This is a genomic window from Pararhodobacter zhoushanensis, assembly GCF_003990445.1.
Classification (GTDB): domain Bacteria; phylum Pseudomonadota; class Alphaproteobacteria; order Rhodobacterales; family Rhodobacteraceae; genus Pararhodobacter; species Pararhodobacter zhoushanensis.
In genome coordinates, this window is record NZ_REEZ01000009.1 from 101,926 (window position 1) to 117,498 (window position 15,573).

Here is a 15,573-nt window from a genome sequence, read left to right on the forward strand (position 1 = left end):
CTGTGAACTTGGCGCGGAAAATCGAGGGTAGCAAGGCTTGTCACAGGGCCGGCCCCGGCGTCACCCTGCTGCCATCCGAAAACCGCCCAAATCTGAAGCGGCTGAGGTCATGGCCCGGATCATTGCCGGTCACCAGATCGGCAAGCACCCGGCCCACGGCGGGCCCGATGCCGAAGCCGTGGCCGGACAGCCCGGTGCCCAGCACCAGACCGGGCAGCGCGGGGATGTGGTCGAGCACGGGGACCACGTCGGGCATGGTGTCGATCATCCCGGCCCAGCTGGCGGCAAGTTCGGGTTTTCCCAAAGCAGGGAACGCCCGCGCGAAGGCCTCGCGCGCAGCCTCGATCGCATTGTTGTCCGGTGCGGGGTTGAGCACGCGCATCGCCTCGAACGGGCCGGGCTGATCGGCGGACCAGCGGCGCGGGGTGGTCCAGCTGTCGGGGTATCCGCGCGGGGCTGCGGGGCGCAGTTTGGTTCGCCGCCAGTCGGCTTTGAGGATGGTGAGATAGGCGCCGAAGTGCCGGAACGCATCGGGGCCGACGAACATAACCGGCGGGGTGCCCGGCGCCAGAGTATAGCCGCCATCCGCCCGCCGCCGGATCGCGAAGTCCTCATCCGCCGCCGCACCCGCGGCAATATCGGGCAGCGGCACCGTGGCCGACACCGACGACAAGACCGCCAGCTGTGGCAGCGACACCCCTGCCGAGCGCAGCAACAGCGATGACCACGCGCCCCCGGCCAACACCACGGCATCGGCCTTGATGCGCCCGTGCTCGGTGATCACGCCGGTCACCCGCCCCGCCTCGATGTCCAGCGCGCGCACCGCGCAGCTTTCGCGGATCACCACGCCCCCCGCCTGCGCCACCGCACGCGCGATCATCGGCAAGGCGACCCAAGGTTCAGCCCGGCAATCCGAGGCCGTGTGCATCCCGCCGATCCACGTCCCCGGTGCCGCCTTGATCAGGCGCTCGGTCTCGGCGGCGGTGATCATCCGGCTGTCGAGATCATGCGCGCTTGCCTTGGTCAGCCAGTCCTCGAACCCGGCCATTTCGGCCTCGGTCCTGGCCATGTAGGTCACGCCGACGCGGCGGTAGCCCAGCTCTGGCCCCAACCGATCCGACCAGCGCTGCCACAGCGCGCGGGCTTCGATCGCCAGCGGGATCTCAGCCGGATCGCGCCCCTGCACCCGTATCCAGCCCCAGTTGCGGCCCGATTGCTCGGCCGCCACCCTGCCCTTTTCGCAGACCACCACCGACAGCCCCTTGCCCGCCAGCTCCCACGCCGCGCTGATCCCGGCGATGCCGCCGCCGATCACCACGACATCGGCGGCCTTGGGCAAAGGTGCCTGATGCTCGACCGGCAAAGGCCCGGCGAAGGGGAAGCCGGTCATGCAAAGAACTCCGCCAGAAACCCGTTGAACCAGCCGTCGATTGCCGGGTCATGCGCGGCCATAAGCGCCTCTTGCTCGGCCAGCGTCTGCGCGCCGGGAGCGCCCCAGGGCGCCATGTCGAGCCCTTGCCAGAAGCGCATCACCTCCGGCGTGACCTCAGGGTGAAACTGGAAGCCCCAGGCCGAGCCCAGCCGGTACGCCTGATTGGCGAATAGCTCGCTTGACGCGAGCAGTTCGGCCCCCTCGGGCAGTACCGCATTGTGCCAGTGCCACTGCGGCATCACCGCAGGCGCATCGCCGAACAGCCCACGCCCGGCTTCGGTCGGCACGACCGGGTAGTAGCCGAACTCATAGGCTTCATCCGCGCGTGTCCGAACCTCTGCCCCATGCGCAAACGCGATGTTCTGCGCGCCCAGACAGATGCCAAGCAGCGGCACATCCGCCGCGACCGCGCGGCGGATAAAGGCGTGTTCGTCGGCCAGATAGGGATAGAGGTCGGTCTGATACGCCTCTTGCGCGCCGCCGTAGATCACGACCGCGCCGATGTCCGCCAGATCATCTGGCAGAGCATCCCCGGCAAACGGGCGCAGCACCTCATAGGGCCGCCCGGTCCGCTCAAGAAACAGCCGCACCCGGTCAGGGGGCGGCGTGTCGTCCAGATGCTCGACCAGCAGAATCCGGCTCATTGGCAGAGGTCGTCGATCAGCCGGTCCATGAACTCTTGCCCTGCCGCGAATTGCTCCAGCGTCAGGAATTCGTCGGGCTGGTGCGCCTGCGCGATGTCGCCGGGTCCGCAGACGACGGCGGAATAGCCGCGAACCTGAAACTGCCCGCCTTCGGTGCCATAGCTGACCACATGCTCGCCATTGTCGCCGGTCAGACGACGCGAGAGCGTTTCAGCCGGTCCGCCATGCTCGGGCGCAAGCGCGGGCACGCCAAAGGTGCTCGACAGCTCGATCGAGGCCTCGGGTCGAATCGCCTTCATCCCGGCTTCGATCTCGCGCGCGGCGGCGATGATCTTGTCGCCCCAGCCCGTATCGCCCGGCACCTGACGCACCGAGATCAGGAACTCGCAGTCCTTGGCGGTGATGTTATGCGCCGTGCCGCCGCTGATCATGCCGACATGCAGGGTCGAAAACGGCGGATCGAACGGGGCGGCCAGCGTGCTGGGTTCCGCCAGCGCGTTGGCGGCGTTCTGCTGGTTGGCCCAGTCGATCAGCCGCGCGGCTTCCATCACGGCACTGACGCCGTAAGGCTGCATCGAGGAATGCACCTCGAACCCGTGAATATGCACGTTCAGGCCCACACCGCCCTTGTGGCCGGTCACAACCTTCATCATCGAGGGCTCTCCCACGATGACCGATTCGGCGCGTGGCAGATCCGAGCCGACCATCGCCTCGACCAGATCAGCCACGGCCATGCAGCCAACCTCTTCGTCATAGCTGAGCGCCAGTTGCAGCGGCTTTTTCAGCGGTGCTTTCGTCGCGGCAACCATCGCGGCAATCGCCAGCGCATCGAAGCCCTTCATGTCGCAGGTGCCACGCCCGAACAGCGCGCCATCCTTTTCGGTCAGCACCCAGGGGTCGGTCGTCCAGGCCTGCCCGTCGACTGGCACGACATCGGTGTGCCCCGACAGAATCACCCCGCCCGCCGCATCCGGGCCGACTTGCGCATAGAGATGCGCCTTGGTCCCGCAAGGTGACAGGATGCGCTCGGACGCGATGCCATGCGCGGACAGATAGTCCTGAACCCAGTCCACCAAGGGCAGGTTCGTATCGCGACTCACGGTGGGAAACGCGATCAGTTTCTCCAGAATCTCTCGGGCCGTGAGGGTCGTTTCTTGGGTCGGTATCATCACTGTCTCCGCATGTCGCACAGGCTATCCTCGCTGTGCATGGATTGAGAGGTCAAGCCCAAGACAGCAGCAAGTCCATGGCGCAACTCCAAGCAAATTCGGCCTCTCCGAACCGCATAGTGCACAATGTTTGCGCAAAAGCGGGGGTTAGACACCTGTATAACTACACGGATTTAGGCTTGCTAGGTCGTTTGAATGTTGCCAAGCTCATCGAAACAACAGCCGATTCAGACCTACTGAACGGGATAATAACAAACAGGGAGATGCGCATGCCCGATGGGGCTACGCCGGTTCTTGACGTCAAGGACCTCAAGACCGTTTTCAGCACACGCTCTGGCGAAGTGCATGCCGTCAACTCCGTCAGCTTCGATCTTCGCCCCGGTGAACTTCTGGGTGTTGTTGGCGAATCCGGCTCGGGTAAATCCGTGACCATGATGTCCCTGCTGGGGCTTCTCCCTTCCCCTCCGGCTGAAGTGCGTGAAGGCACGGTCATGCTGGGTGACATCGACCTGCTTGCCATCGGTGAAGACAAGCTGCGCGCGATCCGGGGCCGCGATGTGGGGTTTGTGTTTCAAGATCCGATGACCTCGCTCAACCCGGTGTTCACCGTGGGCTTCCAGATCTGCGAGCCGCTGCGCAAGCATATGGGCCTGTCCAAGGCCAAGGCGCGCGACCGGGCGGTGGAACTGCTGGAACTGGTCGGCATCCCCGATGCCCGCCGCCGCCTGGACGACTATCCGCACCAGTTTTCCGGCGGCATGCGCCAACGCGTGATGATCGCCATCGCGCTGGCCTGTGACCCCAAGGTGCTGATCGCGGATGAACCGACGACAGCGCTGGACGTCACCATTCAGGCGCAAATTCTGGAATTGGTGAAAGAGCTGCGCGAGAAGCTGGGCATGGCGATCATCTGGATCACCCATGATCTGGGCGTGATTGCGGGCATCGCTGATCGGGTGATGGTCATGTACGGCGGTCAGGTCGCCGAGCATGGCCCGGTGCGCGAGATTTTCGCCAACCCCGCGCATCCCTACACGCGCGCCTTGCTGCGTACGATGCCCAAACTGACCGGCACCCGCGACGCCAAGCTGCGGGTGATCGAAGGCCAGCCGCCGATTCTGGGCCGTCACCCCACCGCCTGCCCGTTCATGGCGCGCTGCGCGCATGCCTTTGAACGCTGCGGCACCGAAAACCCGCAGCGCCGTGACGTCGGCAATGGCCATGACGTGGCCTGTCACTGGGATCACCAAGGGGTACCGGTATGAGCGAGCGCAAGAAACTGCTGCAAGTCATCGACCTGAAGCTGCATTTCCCGATCTATGGCGGGCTGTTGCGGCGGCAGGTCGGGGCAGTCAAGGCGGTCGATGGCGTGACGTTCGACATCTTTGAAGGCGAAACGCTGGGGATCGTTGGCGAATCGGGCTGCGGTAAGTCCACCGCCGGGCGCGCCGTGCTGCGGCTCTATGAGACCACGGCGGGTTCGATCCTGATCGACGGCGTCGATATCGCCACCCTGTCGCAGGAAGAGCTGCGCAAGAAACGTCCAGCCATGCAGATGGTGTTTCAAGACCCGCAGGCCAGTCTCAACCCACGCATGACGGTGGCAGGCATCATCGGCGAGCCGCTGGACGAGCACACCAACTGGCCCCGTGCCAAAAAGCTCGAGCGCATCTATGAACTGATGGATGCTGTCGGCCTGAACCGCGACTTCGCCAACCGCTATCCGCACGCGTTCTCGGGCGGCCAGCGCCAGCGCATCGGCATTGCGCGCGCTCTGGCGCTGAACCCGCGGTTCATCGTCTGTGACGAGCCGATCGCGGCGCTGGATGTGTCGATTCAGGCGCAGGTGGTCAACCTGCTGGAAGAGCTCCAAGAGCAGTTCGGCCTGACCTATATGTTCATCAGCCACGATCTGAGCATGGTGCGTCACATCGCCGACCGCGTGGCGGTGATGTATCTGGGCAAGATTGTCGAGCTGGCGCCGGTGTCGCGGCTCTATGACCATCCGGCCCACCCCTATACCGAGGCGCTGCTGTCGGCGGTGCCTGAACCGGACCCCTCATTGGAACGGCGCAAGGATCGCATCGTTCTGCAAGGCGACGTGCCCTCACCGGCCAACCCGCCCAAAGGGTGCAACTTCTGCACCCGCTGCCCCAAGGTGATGGATATCTGCCGCGAGACCGAGCCTGTGACCGTAGAAGTCGCTCCCGGTCATTTCGCAGCGTGCCATCTTATACCCCAGACCGCCGGACAAACCGGTGGCGCCGAGGTCGAGCACAATCAAACACGAATCCAACAAGGAGAGGTTGTATGAAACGCAGAATAGCCCTGAGCGGGGCGGCTGCCGCACTTGCGCTGATGCCCCTGGCGGCATCGGCCGATCGCGGGGACAGCGGGCACCTGAACCTGATCTACTGGCAAGCCCCGTCGATCATGAACGTGTACCTGTCGGGCGGCACCAAGGAACAGGAAGCGTCCAGCATCGTGCTGGAGCCTCTGGCGCGCTATGACGCAGAAGGCGTGCTGACGCCCTGGCTGGTTGACGAGATCCCGACCGTTGAAAACGGCGGCGTGTCCGAAGACCTGATGTCGATCACCTGGCGCATCACCCCGGGCCTGCTGTGGTCCGACGGCACGCCGCTGACCTCGGCGGACGTGGCCTTCACCGCCGAATACTGCATGCACCCCGAAGGCGGCTGCGCCCAGTTGCGCAACTTCAACGACATCGAGTCGGTTGAAGTCGTCGATGACCTGACCGTCACCGTGCACTTCACCGTGCCAAAGCCGGTTCCCTACGGTCCGTTCGTGTCGGCAGCCTCGCCGATCATCCAGCGTGCCCAGTTCGAGAACTGCCTCGGCGCCCGCGCGCCGGAATGCACCGAAGCGAACTTCTCGCCCATCGGCACCGGCCCGTTCCGCGTGACGGATTTCCGTCCCAATGACGTGATCCAACTGGAAGCCAACCCGAACTTCCGCGATCCGATGCTGCCAAACTTCGCAACGGTGACCCTGAAAGGCGGCGGCGACGCAGCCTCGGCCGGTCGTGCCGTCATGGAAACCGGCGAAATGGACTACGCCTGGAACCTGCAGCTGGCCCCCGATGTCATCGCGACGATGGCACAAGGCGGTCAGGGCGTGCCGGTCTCGGCTTTCGGAACGCTGGTTGAGCGGATCGAAATGAACCTCACCGATCCGTCGCCGAGCCTGGCACCGGAAATTCGGTCGACCCGCGAAGCGCCGCACCCGATCCTGTCGGACATCCGCGTTCGTGAAGCGCTGAGCCGCGCCATCGACCGCGAGCTGCTGGTGGAAATCGGCTATGGCACGGCGGGTCGTCCGGCCTGTAACATCGTTCCGAACCCGCCGGTCTTTGCGTCGGAAGCCAACGATAACTGCATCCCGCAGGATCTGGACCGCGCCCGCGCGCTGCTGGATGAAGCGGGCTGGGTTCCCGGTCCCGACGGTATCCGCGTGAAAGATGGCGTGCGTCTGGTGATGGATTACCAATCCTCGACCAACGCCGTGCGTCAGGACTTTCAGGCGCTGATCCAGCAGTGGTGGCGTGAGATTGGCGTCGAAGCCAACCTGCGCAACGTGAACGCTTCGGTGTTCTTCGGCGGTGATCCGGGTTCGCCCGACACGTTCCAGAAGTTCTATGCCGACGTGGAAATGTACGCCAACAACTTCACCGGCACCGACCCTGAAAGCTATCTGGGCGCCTGGCGGTGTGGTCTGGAACCGCGCCCGTCGACCCAATGGCAGGGTGAGAACATCAACCGCTTCTGCGATCCCGAGTATGACGCCCTGCACCATGAACTGGCGCAGACCGCTGCCATCGAAGATCGTGGCCGCATCGCGCGTCAGCTGAACGACATCCTGGTTCAGAACTTCGTCGTTGTGCCGCTGGTTGACCGTGGTCGCGTCGATGCCCACGCCAACAGCCTTGGCGGCGTGCAGCTGAACGTCTGGGATTCGGGTCTGTGGAACATCGCAGACTGGTACCGCATCCAGTAACGGCCGATCACGTCGGGCCCGCCTCTCAGGCGGGCCCTTCCTTCCCGGAACGCTGAACCAAGGCGCCGCTCCCCATGTTCAACTACACCCTTCGACGATTGCTGCTGGCAATCCCGACGCTTTTGTTCATCGCTCTGACGATCTTCCTGCTGCTCGAGCTGTCGCCGGGCGATCCGATGTCCGACATGCCGCTGACGATCCCGCCCGAAGTGCGCGAGCAGATGCGTATCGCCCTCGGTCTGGGCGAGGCCTGGTACATCCGCTTCTTCAAATGGCTCTATCTGTTCTCGGTCGTTGAACCCAGTCATGTGCTGGCCAACCTGACCGGCATCCAGAGCCTCGCGATTGAGGGTCAGCGGATCATCTCGTTCCAGAGCCGCTCACCGGTCGCCGATATCATCGCGCAGCGCCTGCCGCAGACGCTGTGGGTCGTCGGTCTCAGCTATATCTTCGGCATCCTGCTGGCCCTGCCGATCGGCATCTATTCGGCCTACAAGCAATACTCGTGGTTCGATCAGGCCGGAACGTTCATTTCGATGGTCGGGTTCTCGCTGCCCACCTTCTTCACCGGGCCGCTTCTGATCCTGATCTTCTCGATCTGGCTGGGCTGGTTCCCGATCATCTATGACACCACCCTCGTCGTCGACAGCTGGTATGATTTCGCCTTGCAGCTCAGACAGATGGCGATGCCGGTGTTTGTGCTGACGCTTTACAATGCGGCCCAGATCACCCGCTTCATGCGCGCCTCGATGCTCGACAACATGATGCAGGACTATGTTCGCACTGCCCGCGCCAAGGGCATGACCGAGCGGGTCACCATCCTTGTCCACGTCCTGCGCAACTCGATGATCCCGGTGGTTACGGTCATCGCGCTGGGGATCCCGACGGTGTTCACCGGCGCGATCATCACCGAACAGGTGTTCCGCGTGAACGGGCTGGGTCAGTTGTTGATCATCGCAATCTATGCCTCGGACTTTCCGATGGTGCTGACCCTCTCGGTCGTCTTCGCCATCCTGATCGTTCTCTTCAACCTCATCGCCGACATTCTGTATGCCGTGCTTGACCCGAGGATCCGTTATGACTGACGTCGGCACAATCCGCCCGCCCCGCAACCAGTGGTGGGACGTCTGGGACCAGTTCAAGACCCACCGCGGCGCCGTGATCGGCAGCATCGTGTTCCTGCTGATCTGCGCGTTCTGCTTTATCGGGCCGTTCCTGTGGGAGTACAGCGCGACCTACATCGACATCCGGTCGCGCAATCAGGGTCCCTCATGGGCGCATCCCTTTGGCACGGATCAGCTGGGCCGGGATATCTTTGCCCGGATGATGAAGGGCGGGCAGGTTTCTCTGGCCGTCGGCATTGCCGCGATGGTGCTGTCCGTGTTTCTGGGTGCGCTGATCGGTGTGCTGGCGGGGTATTTCCGCCGGCTCGACGGGCCGCTGATGCGCCTGACCGACCTGTTCCTCGCCCTGCCCCTGCTGCCGCTCTTGCTGGTCATGTCGATGCTGTTTCGCCAGAAGCTGTCAGCGATGTTCGGGGTCGAGACCGGCATGTTCCTGATGATCGTCACCGCGATTGCGATCACGTCGTGGATGCGCACCGCGCGGGTGGTGCGCGGCGACGTGCTGGCGCTGAAAGAGCGCGAATACGTTCTGGCCGCGCGGTCCATCGGCACGCCGAACCGCCGTCTGATCACGCGGCACATCCTGCCCAATGTGCTGTCGCCGGTGATGGTGTCCGCCACGCTGATGATCGCCACCGCGATCATCACCGAAAGCGCGCTCAGCTTTCTGGGCATGGGCTTTCCGCCGGACTTTCCCACCTGGGGCCGGTTGGTGAGCGACGGCATCGATTACCTGCAGCAATACCCGTCGCGGGCGATGCTGCCGGGTGTGTTCATCTCGCTGGTGGTGCTCAGCGTGAACTACATCGGTGACGGGTTGCGCGACGCGCTCGACCCCCGGATCCGGGGCCGCTGAAACGACAAAGGGGGCCGCAAGGCCCCCTTATTCATTCGACTTCCAAAGCGCGGCCCAATCTGGGCAAATCCGCCTTCTTCATCGCCTTGCGCAGCGCACGGCCGGACAAGCCCGGCCAGACCCGCGCCACCTCGGCCTCCACCGGCTCGCGCCCGGCCAACCACAACTCCATCACCCAATCATCCGGCGACACTGCCCGGATCCCGTGATGCGCCAGCGCCCGGCGGGGAAAGTCGCGTAAGTTCAGCGTCAGCAAGACATCCGCCCCCGCCGCAATCGCCGCCGCCAGTACATGCCGGTCCGCCGCGTCGGGCAGATCGAGCAGGCTCAGATCCCCCGCCGCGCCCTGCCCGTCGGGCCAGCGCGCGCGCATCCGCGCCAGCGCCTCGGCCGCGCCCGGCTCACCCTTGCGGGCCGTGACATGCAGCCATTCCGCCGCCACGCCCTCGGACCACAGCGGCACGAACAGCCCAGCATCGGCCAGCCCCAGCACCAGATCGCGCAGGATCGGCGGGAACAACACGCAGGTGTCGAGAAAGACCTTAGTCAAGCCGGAACGTCAGCGCTTTCAGATAGCCGCTCTCGGCCAGCTGCGGCAGCATCGGGTGGTCCGGCCCGGCAAAGCCGGTGCGGATCAGTTGCCCCTGACGCTGGCCCTTGCCGATCCCGCGCGTGCAGGCCGCGCGGAAATTCGCCAGATCCGCGGCGTGCGAGCACGAACACAACACCAGATAGCCGCCGGGTGCCACCAAGGGAGCCGCCATGCGCGCCAGCCGTTCATAGGCGCGCAGGCCTGCGTCCAGCGATTTGCGGCTGGGGGCGAACGCGGGCGGATCACAGACGACCAGCTCAAACTGCGCGCCATCGGTGGCCATCGTCTCCAGCGCCTCGAACGCGTCCGACTGCCGGGTTTCAAACCGATCCGACGCGCCCATCGCCGCCGCACCCTTGGCAGCCAGCGTCAGCGCAGGCTCGGACCCGTCAACGGCCAGCGCCGAAGCCGCGCCGCCAGCCAGCGCAGCAAGGCCGAAGCCGCCGACATGGCTGAACACGTCCAGCACCCGGCCACCCTTGGCGAGACGCGCCGCGAAAGCATGGTTATCGCGCTGATCGTAGAAGATGCCGGTTTTCTGGCCCCCCAGCAGATCCGCCATGTATACGGCGTTGTTCATATGCACCGGCACGGGGCCATCCAGCGCGCCGGTCATGACGACGGTTTCTTCGGACAGACCTTCGAGCGAACGCGCACGGCCCGTCGCGTTCTTGACCACCGTTTTCACACCCGTCACCGCCTGAAGCGCGGCTACCAGCGTGTCCAGATGCGTCTCGGCCCAGGCCGCGTTCGGCTGGATCACGGCGACATCGCCGAAACGGTCGATGACCACACCGGGGAAGCGGTCGGCCTCGGCATGGATCAGACGGTAGAACGGCTGATCATAAAGCGACTCGCGCAGAGCCAGCGCGTGACGGATACGCTCCTCGAACCAGGCGGCGTCAAGCTGTGCTTCATGGTCGCGGTCGAGCATCCGCGCGACAATCTTGGATTTGGGATTGACGGTGACCAGCCCCATCTCGCGGCGCTCGGCATCTTCGAGCACGGCCAGTGCGCCGGGCTCAAGCCCTGCGGTGCGGCGGTCGAGCACCAGTTCGTCGGCATAGACCCATGGAAATCCGTGACGCACGGCGCGGGCTTCGGCCTTGGGGCGCAGGCGGACAATGGGGCGGCTGGGGGAGAGCGAGGTCATGGCGGGCTTTCTGAAACGGTTCCCCTCCCATACCTCTGCCGGGCGCGCGGCAAAAGCCAAAACCGACAGTGCATATACTGACACCGCCCCGTGCCGGAGGGAGCGGCACAGGGCGGGGATTGTCGATCAGATGCTGACGTCTGAGCGATCAGGGCCAGATGCCCGGATGATCGCGACCCGAAGGTCTTAAGCGGTGTGCGCTTGGCCACCGCGAGCGAACAGGGCAACGACGCCGCGACGCAGCGACTTGAACATGTCCGCAACAGCGCGCGCTTGCATGGCACGGGCTTCACGCTCGAGCGTCAGCAGATCGAATTCTTTGATTTCGTACAGGTTTTGAGTGTTCTCGGTCACGGCCTTGGCTCCTTGCCAGTGCGGGTCCAATCCCGCTTTGCATGAGACATACCTATGCCGCAACGCAGCAAAACACCAGTGATGTATACACAAAGCACCCTTGCGTTGGCTGCAAGGCTGGCCAGACCGCTGCCTGCAATGCAGGCTGTTGTGCCCGAAACCTGCGCAAGGATGGTTTCACCGCGCCCCTCGCGGCCCCCACTCTTGCGGCGTTAGCGATAACGAGGTATCAGACGCGCAGAGCCCTCCCCCGCATCCAAAGGCAGAGGCATTCTCAAAATGACCCTCGACCCCCGCATCCGCACCGTCACCGAGCGTATCATCGAGCGCTCGCGTCCGACGCGCAGCCTGTATCTTGAGCGACTCGCCAAAGCCGCCGAACAAGGCCCGGCCCGCGCGCATCTGGGCTGCTCGAACGCCGCCCATGCCTATGCAGCAATGGGACAGGACAAGGACGCACTGGCAGCGGCACGTCAGCCCAACCTCGGCATCGTCACCGCGTATAATGACATGCTCAGCGCGCACCAGCCCTTCGAGATGTACCCGCAACTGATCCGCGACGCCGCGCGCGACGCCGGGGCCACCGCGCAGGTCGCGGGCGGCGTCCCGGCGATGTGCGACGGGGTCACGCAGGGCCGCGCGGGCATGGAACTGTCGTTGATGTCGCGCGACACCATCGCGCTTGCGGCGGGCGTGGCGATGAGCCACGACTGCTTTGACGCCGCGCTCTGGCTGGGGGTCTGCGACAAGATCGTGCCGGGTCTGGTGATGGCGGCGGCCAGCTTCGGGCATGTGCCGGCGGTGTTCGTGCCCGCCGGCCCGATGGTCTCGGGCCTGCCGAATGATGAGAAAGCCAAGGTGCGTCAGGCCTTTGCACAAGGCAAAGCAACACGCGAAGAACTGATGGCGGCCGAGATGGCCAGCTATCACGGGCCGGGCACCTGCACCTTTTACGGCACGGCCAACACCAACCAGATGCTGATGGAGATCATGGGGTTGATGCTGCCGGGTGCGGCTTTCGTCAATCCGGGCACCGGGTTGCGCGAGGCCCTGACCAAGGCGGCCGTCGCCCGCGCAGCGGCGATCACCCATCTGGGCAATGACTGGCGACCTGCCGGGCATGTGCTGGACGAGAAGGCCTTTGTGAACGGCATGGTCGGGCTGATGGCCACGGGCGGCTCGACCAACCTGATCCTGCACCTGCCCGCCATGGCGCGCGCGGCGGGGATCCGGCTGGAGCTGGAAGATTTCGACGAAGTCGCGCAAGCCGTGCCGCTGATGGCCAAGGTCTATCCCAACGGGCTGGCCGATGTGAACCATTTCCACGCGGCGGGCGGGCTTGGCTATATGGTCGGCGATCTGCTGGACGCGGGTCTGCTCCATGAAGATGTCGAGACAGTCGCCGGCACCGGCCTTGCGCGCTATGCGCAGGAGCCCAAGCTGATCGACGGCGCGCTGACCTGGGTCGACGGACCGGGTGAGAGCCTGAACGACCGCATCCTGCGCTCGACCCGCGATCCGTTTCAGGCGACCGGCGGGCTCAAGCAGCTTAACGGCAATCTGGGGCGCGGGGTGATCAAGATTTCGGCGGTGGACCCGTCACGCCACGTGATCGAGGCGAAAGCGCGGGTGTTTTCCGATCAGGCGCAGGTCAAGACGGCGTTTCAGGCCGGGGAATTTACCGAGGACACGATTGTTGTCGTGCGCTTTCAGGGCCCGCGTGCCAATGGCATGCCCGAGCTGCACTCGCTGACGCCGGTGCTGGCGGTGTTGCAGGACCGCGGGTTGAAGATGGCGCTGGTGACGGATGGGCGGATGTCGGGAGCCTCGGGCAAGGTTCCCGCAGCGATCCATGTCGCGCCCGAAGCGGCAGCGGGCGGCCCGATCGCCAAGCTGCGTGACGGGGATCTGGTACGGCTCGACGCGGTAACCGGCGCGCTGGAGGTGCTGGAAGACGGGTTTGCGGCGCGCGAAGCGGTCAGCGCCGACCTGAGCGCCAACGACTGGGGCTGTGGCCGCGATCTGTTTGCCCGGCTGCGCGGCGGGGCGACGGATGCCACCGAGGGCGCGTCGATCCTGTTTTGAGGGCTGTGGGTCTATAAGGGTGGCGGGTTTCGCCTTCGGCCGAGACGGCTGACGCCGCCTAGCCCTCACGCGACCCGGCGCGCCGCTGACGCGGCGCGCAAGAAAGGGGGGCTGTCAGCCCCCCTCTGCGGCTGACGCCGCATTCACCCCCCGAGGATATTTTTAGACAGAAAATGTCTCAGCCCTGGTGGGCGGCGGCGCGGATCGACAGGGCGCGTGCGGCGAGCAGAGCCAGCGCCAGGACGCCGGCGATCAGTGCGAAAGAGGCGCGCAGCCCGGCAAGTTCGGCGGCGAGACCGAGGGCGGGCGGGCCGATAAAGTAACCGCCATAGCCGATCACCGTGGCGCGGGCGATGGCACGGCTGCGCGATAGCGGGTCCGACAGGCGACCGGTCATCGCCAGCGCTGTCGGCACCACGACCGAGCCGCCCAGCCCCATGACGACAAAGCCCGCATAAGCCATCAGCGGGCCATTTGCCGCGACGACGATCAACACGCCGCAAACCGAGACGATCAACCCGCCCGCGAGCAGCCGCCGCTCAGGCAGACGCATCGACAGGCCTTGCCCGGCCAGCCGTCCCAGCCCCATGGTCAGCGCCATCAGCGCCGGGGCGAGCGAGCCTGACCCCACCGCGCCGCCGAGATCGCGTTCGATATAGAGCGCCGACCAGGCCTCGACCGCGTTTTCGCTCATCAGGCCGGCGAGGATCAGCGCGCCGCCGAGATAGGGCACCAGCCCGAGCAACGCGCGCCCGGCGGGGCTGGAACGGCCGCCAAGGCCCTCGATCGGACCGTCACGCTCGATGGCGATGAGCGATAACAGCAGCACCAGCCCGGCGGTGACGCTCAGCGTGGTGACCGCCCCTGCCCCGGCGGCGCGGGCCACGCCGGTGAGCGCGGCGGCCGCGGCGAAGGCCAGCGAATAGAGCGCGTGGTTGAGGTTCATCAGGCTTTGGCCGCGCGCCGCTTCGATGGCAGAGAGCCGCGCGTTCATGAACACGTCCAGCGCGCCGCTGGCGATGCCCATGGTCATCAGCGCCAGCACAAAGCCCAAGGGCGTGCTTATCGCCCCCATCAGCGCCACCGACAGCCCCATCAACGCAACGAAACCCGGCAGCGCCAACCGCCCCAGCGCGGTGCCGATGCGCGGCGCGAGGGTCATCATGGTGATCGCCGCGACCGAGCCCCAGATCAGCAACAGACCCAGTGTGCCATCGTCCACGCCCAGCCCCGCCTTGATGTCCGGCATCGCCGCCATAAACGCGCCCCAGACCAGCCCCATGGCGACGAAGCAGGCGGCAGGACCGCGCGAGGCAGAGAGCTGGGCAAAGGAGGGCATGGGGGTCTCGCGGTTTGATCTGCGCGCACCCGATCACGCCGGCGCGCCAAGGTCCAGCGCGACGCGGCGCAAGAATGCGCTTTCCTTTGAGCGGGGCATGGGCTATGGCGGCGCGGCTGCGCATCCACCCTTGGAGGGGCGTGGCGAGTGAAACAGATATTTAGGAGAACCGATATGGCTGGTGAGATCCCTGATCTGATCGCCGAGGTCCGGACGGGGACAGGCAAGGGGGCCGCTCGTCAATCTCGTCGTGACGGCAAAGTTCCGGGTGTGGTCTATGGGGGCGGCGCAGAGCCGATCTCGATCGACTTCAACTATAACTACCTTCTGAAGCGCCTCAAAGAGGGCCGCTTCCTGTCCAAGCTCTGGAACCTCAAAGTCGAGGGCCAGGAAGACGTGCGCGTCATCGCGCGCGCCGTTCAGCGGGACGTCGTGAAGGATCTGCCGACGCACGTCGACCTGATGCGCCTTCGCCGCACCTCGCGGATCAACCTGTTCGTGCACGTCGAATTCGAAAACCACGCTGAGGCCCCCGGCCTGAAGCGTGGCGGCACGATGGTTGTGGTCCGTCCCGAGGTCGAACTGAACGTTCTGGCTGGTGACATCCCTGAGAAGCTGGTGGTCGATCTGACCGGCAAGAACATCGGTGACGTTATCCACATCGAAGACATCACCCTGCCCGAAGGCGCGAAAGCGACCATCGCGCGGAACTTCGTCATCGCCAACATCGCGGCACCCTCGGGTCTGCGTTCGGCCGATGCTGAAGACGGTGACGCAGAAGAAGACGCCGCCGAGGCCTGATCCTCGCCCG

14 protein-coding genes are annotated in these 15,573 nt (G+C 65.2%); 7 read left to right on the plus strand and 7 right to left on the minus strand.

Translation table 11 applies throughout. The features are described 5' to 3' along the window. Positions 1 to 40: 40 nt before the first annotated feature. Genes EAE28_RS17670 through argE form a run of 3 tightly spaced genes read right to left on the minus strand, consistent with a single transcriptional unit; the run spans position 41 to position 3,245 of the window. A complete protein-coding gene (locus tag EAE28_RS17670; protein WP_127108726.1) occupies positions 41 to 1,390 on the minus strand; it encodes an NAD(P)/FAD-dependent oxidoreductase in 1,350 nt (449 codons plus the stop codon). Further along, positions 1,387 to 2,076, minus strand: coding sequence for a type 1 glutamine amidotransferase (locus EAE28_RS17675; RefSeq protein WP_127108728.1), 690 nt, complete (start codon positions 2,074 to 2,076; stop codon positions 1,387 to 1,389). Before EAE28_RS17675 ends, EAE28_RS17670 begins: the two co-directional genes overlap by 4 nt. Beyond that, the gene (argE, locus tag EAE28_RS17680; protein ID WP_127108730.1) at positions 2,073 to 3,245 is read right to left on the minus strand and encodes an acetylornithine deacetylase; all 1,173 of its coding nucleotides are present in this window, start codon (positions 3,243 to 3,245) and stop codon (positions 2,073 to 2,075) included. The genes EAE28_RS17675 and argE overlap by 4 nt, the downstream gene beginning before the upstream one ends. A gap of 269 nt (positions 3,246 to 3,514) precedes the next feature. Between argE and EAE28_RS17685 the strand changes: the two genes are divergently transcribed. The 5 genes from EAE28_RS17685 to EAE28_RS17705 all read left to right on the plus strand — a co-directional run bounded on the left by EAE28_RS17685 (position 3,515) and on the right by EAE28_RS17705 (position 9,239). Then, positions 3,515 to 4,510 carry an ABC transporter ATP-binding protein gene (locus EAE28_RS17685; protein WP_127108732.1) on the plus strand — a complete coding sequence of 332 codons (996 nt, stop codon included), beginning with the start codon at positions 3,515 to 3,517 and terminating at the stop codon, positions 4,508 to 4,510. Beyond that, positions 4,507 to 5,559, plus strand: coding sequence for an ABC transporter ATP-binding protein (locus EAE28_RS17690; RefSeq protein ID WP_127108734.1), 1,053 nt, complete (start codon positions 4,507 to 4,509; stop codon positions 5,557 to 5,559). The genes EAE28_RS17685 and EAE28_RS17690 overlap by 4 nt, the downstream gene beginning before the upstream one ends. Beyond that, positions 5,556 to 7,259 (plus strand): peptide ABC transporter substrate-binding protein, encoded by a 1,704-nt coding sequence (locus EAE28_RS17695; RefSeq protein ID WP_127108736.1) that lies wholly within the window; start codon positions 5,556 to 5,558, stop codon positions 7,257 to 7,259. Before EAE28_RS17690 ends, EAE28_RS17695 begins: the two co-directional genes overlap by 4 nt. Before the next feature lie 74 nt (positions 7,260 to 7,333). Beyond that, positions 7,334 to 8,344: an ABC transporter permease gene (locus tag EAE28_RS17700; RefSeq protein WP_127108738.1), complete on the plus strand. Its 1,011-nt coding sequence runs from the start codon at positions 7,334 to 7,336 to the stop codon at positions 8,342 to 8,344. Beyond that, positions 8,310 to 9,239 (plus strand): ABC transporter permease, encoded by a 930-nt coding sequence (locus tag EAE28_RS17705; protein ID WP_406622265.1) that lies wholly within the window; start codon positions 8,310 to 8,312, stop codon positions 9,237 to 9,239. Before EAE28_RS17700 ends, EAE28_RS17705 begins: the two co-directional genes overlap by 35 nt. 31 nt (positions 9,240 to 9,270) lie before the next feature. On the opposite strand, the gene EAE28_RS17710 is transcribed toward EAE28_RS17705, so the two are convergent. The 3 genes from EAE28_RS17710 to EAE28_RS23840 all read right to left on the minus strand — a co-directional run bounded on the left by EAE28_RS17710 (position 9,271) and on the right by EAE28_RS23840 (position 11,338). Beyond that, on the minus strand, positions 9,271 to 9,789 hold the full coding sequence (locus EAE28_RS17710) for an RSP_2648 family PIN domain-containing protein (RefSeq protein WP_127108742.1): 519 nt from the start codon (positions 9,787 to 9,789) through the stop codon (positions 9,271 to 9,273). After that, positions 9,782 to 10,984 (minus strand): RSP_2647 family RNA methyltransferase, encoded by a 1,203-nt coding sequence (locus EAE28_RS17715; protein ID WP_127108744.1) that lies wholly within the window; start codon positions 10,982 to 10,984, stop codon positions 9,782 to 9,784. Before EAE28_RS17715 ends, EAE28_RS17710 begins: the two co-directional genes overlap by 8 nt. 186 nt (positions 10,985 to 11,170) lie before the next feature. Continuing rightward, entirely contained in the window at positions 11,171 to 11,338 is a 168-nt protein-coding gene (locus tag EAE28_RS23840) for an RSP_7527 family protein (RefSeq protein WP_164736692.1), read from the minus strand. Between the two features lie 279 nt (positions 11,339 to 11,617). Here EAE28_RS23840 and edd point away from each other — a divergent pair, with 279 nt between their 5' ends. After that, positions 11,618 to 13,423, plus strand: a complete 1,806-nt coding sequence (gene edd, locus EAE28_RS17720) for a phosphogluconate dehydratase (RefSeq protein ID WP_127108746.1) — start codon at positions 11,618 to 11,620, stop codon at positions 13,421 to 13,423. Between the two features lie 178 nt (positions 13,424 to 13,601). Here the strand turns inward: edd and EAE28_RS17725 are convergent, their stop codons facing one another. Beyond that, positions 13,602 to 14,762, minus strand: a complete 1,161-nt coding sequence (locus EAE28_RS17725) for an MFS transporter (protein WP_127108748.1) — start codon at positions 14,760 to 14,762, stop codon at positions 13,602 to 13,604. A 174-nt stretch (positions 14,763 to 14,936) separates the two neighbouring features. On the opposite strand from EAE28_RS17725, the gene EAE28_RS17730 reads away from it, so the two are divergent. Continuing rightward, positions 14,937 to 15,563 carry a 50S ribosomal protein L25/general stress protein Ctc gene (locus EAE28_RS17730; RefSeq protein ID WP_127108750.1) on the plus strand — a complete coding sequence of 209 codons (627 nt, stop codon included), beginning with the start codon at positions 14,937 to 14,939 and terminating at the stop codon, positions 15,561 to 15,563. Positions 15,564 to 15,573: the final 10 nt, after the last annotated feature.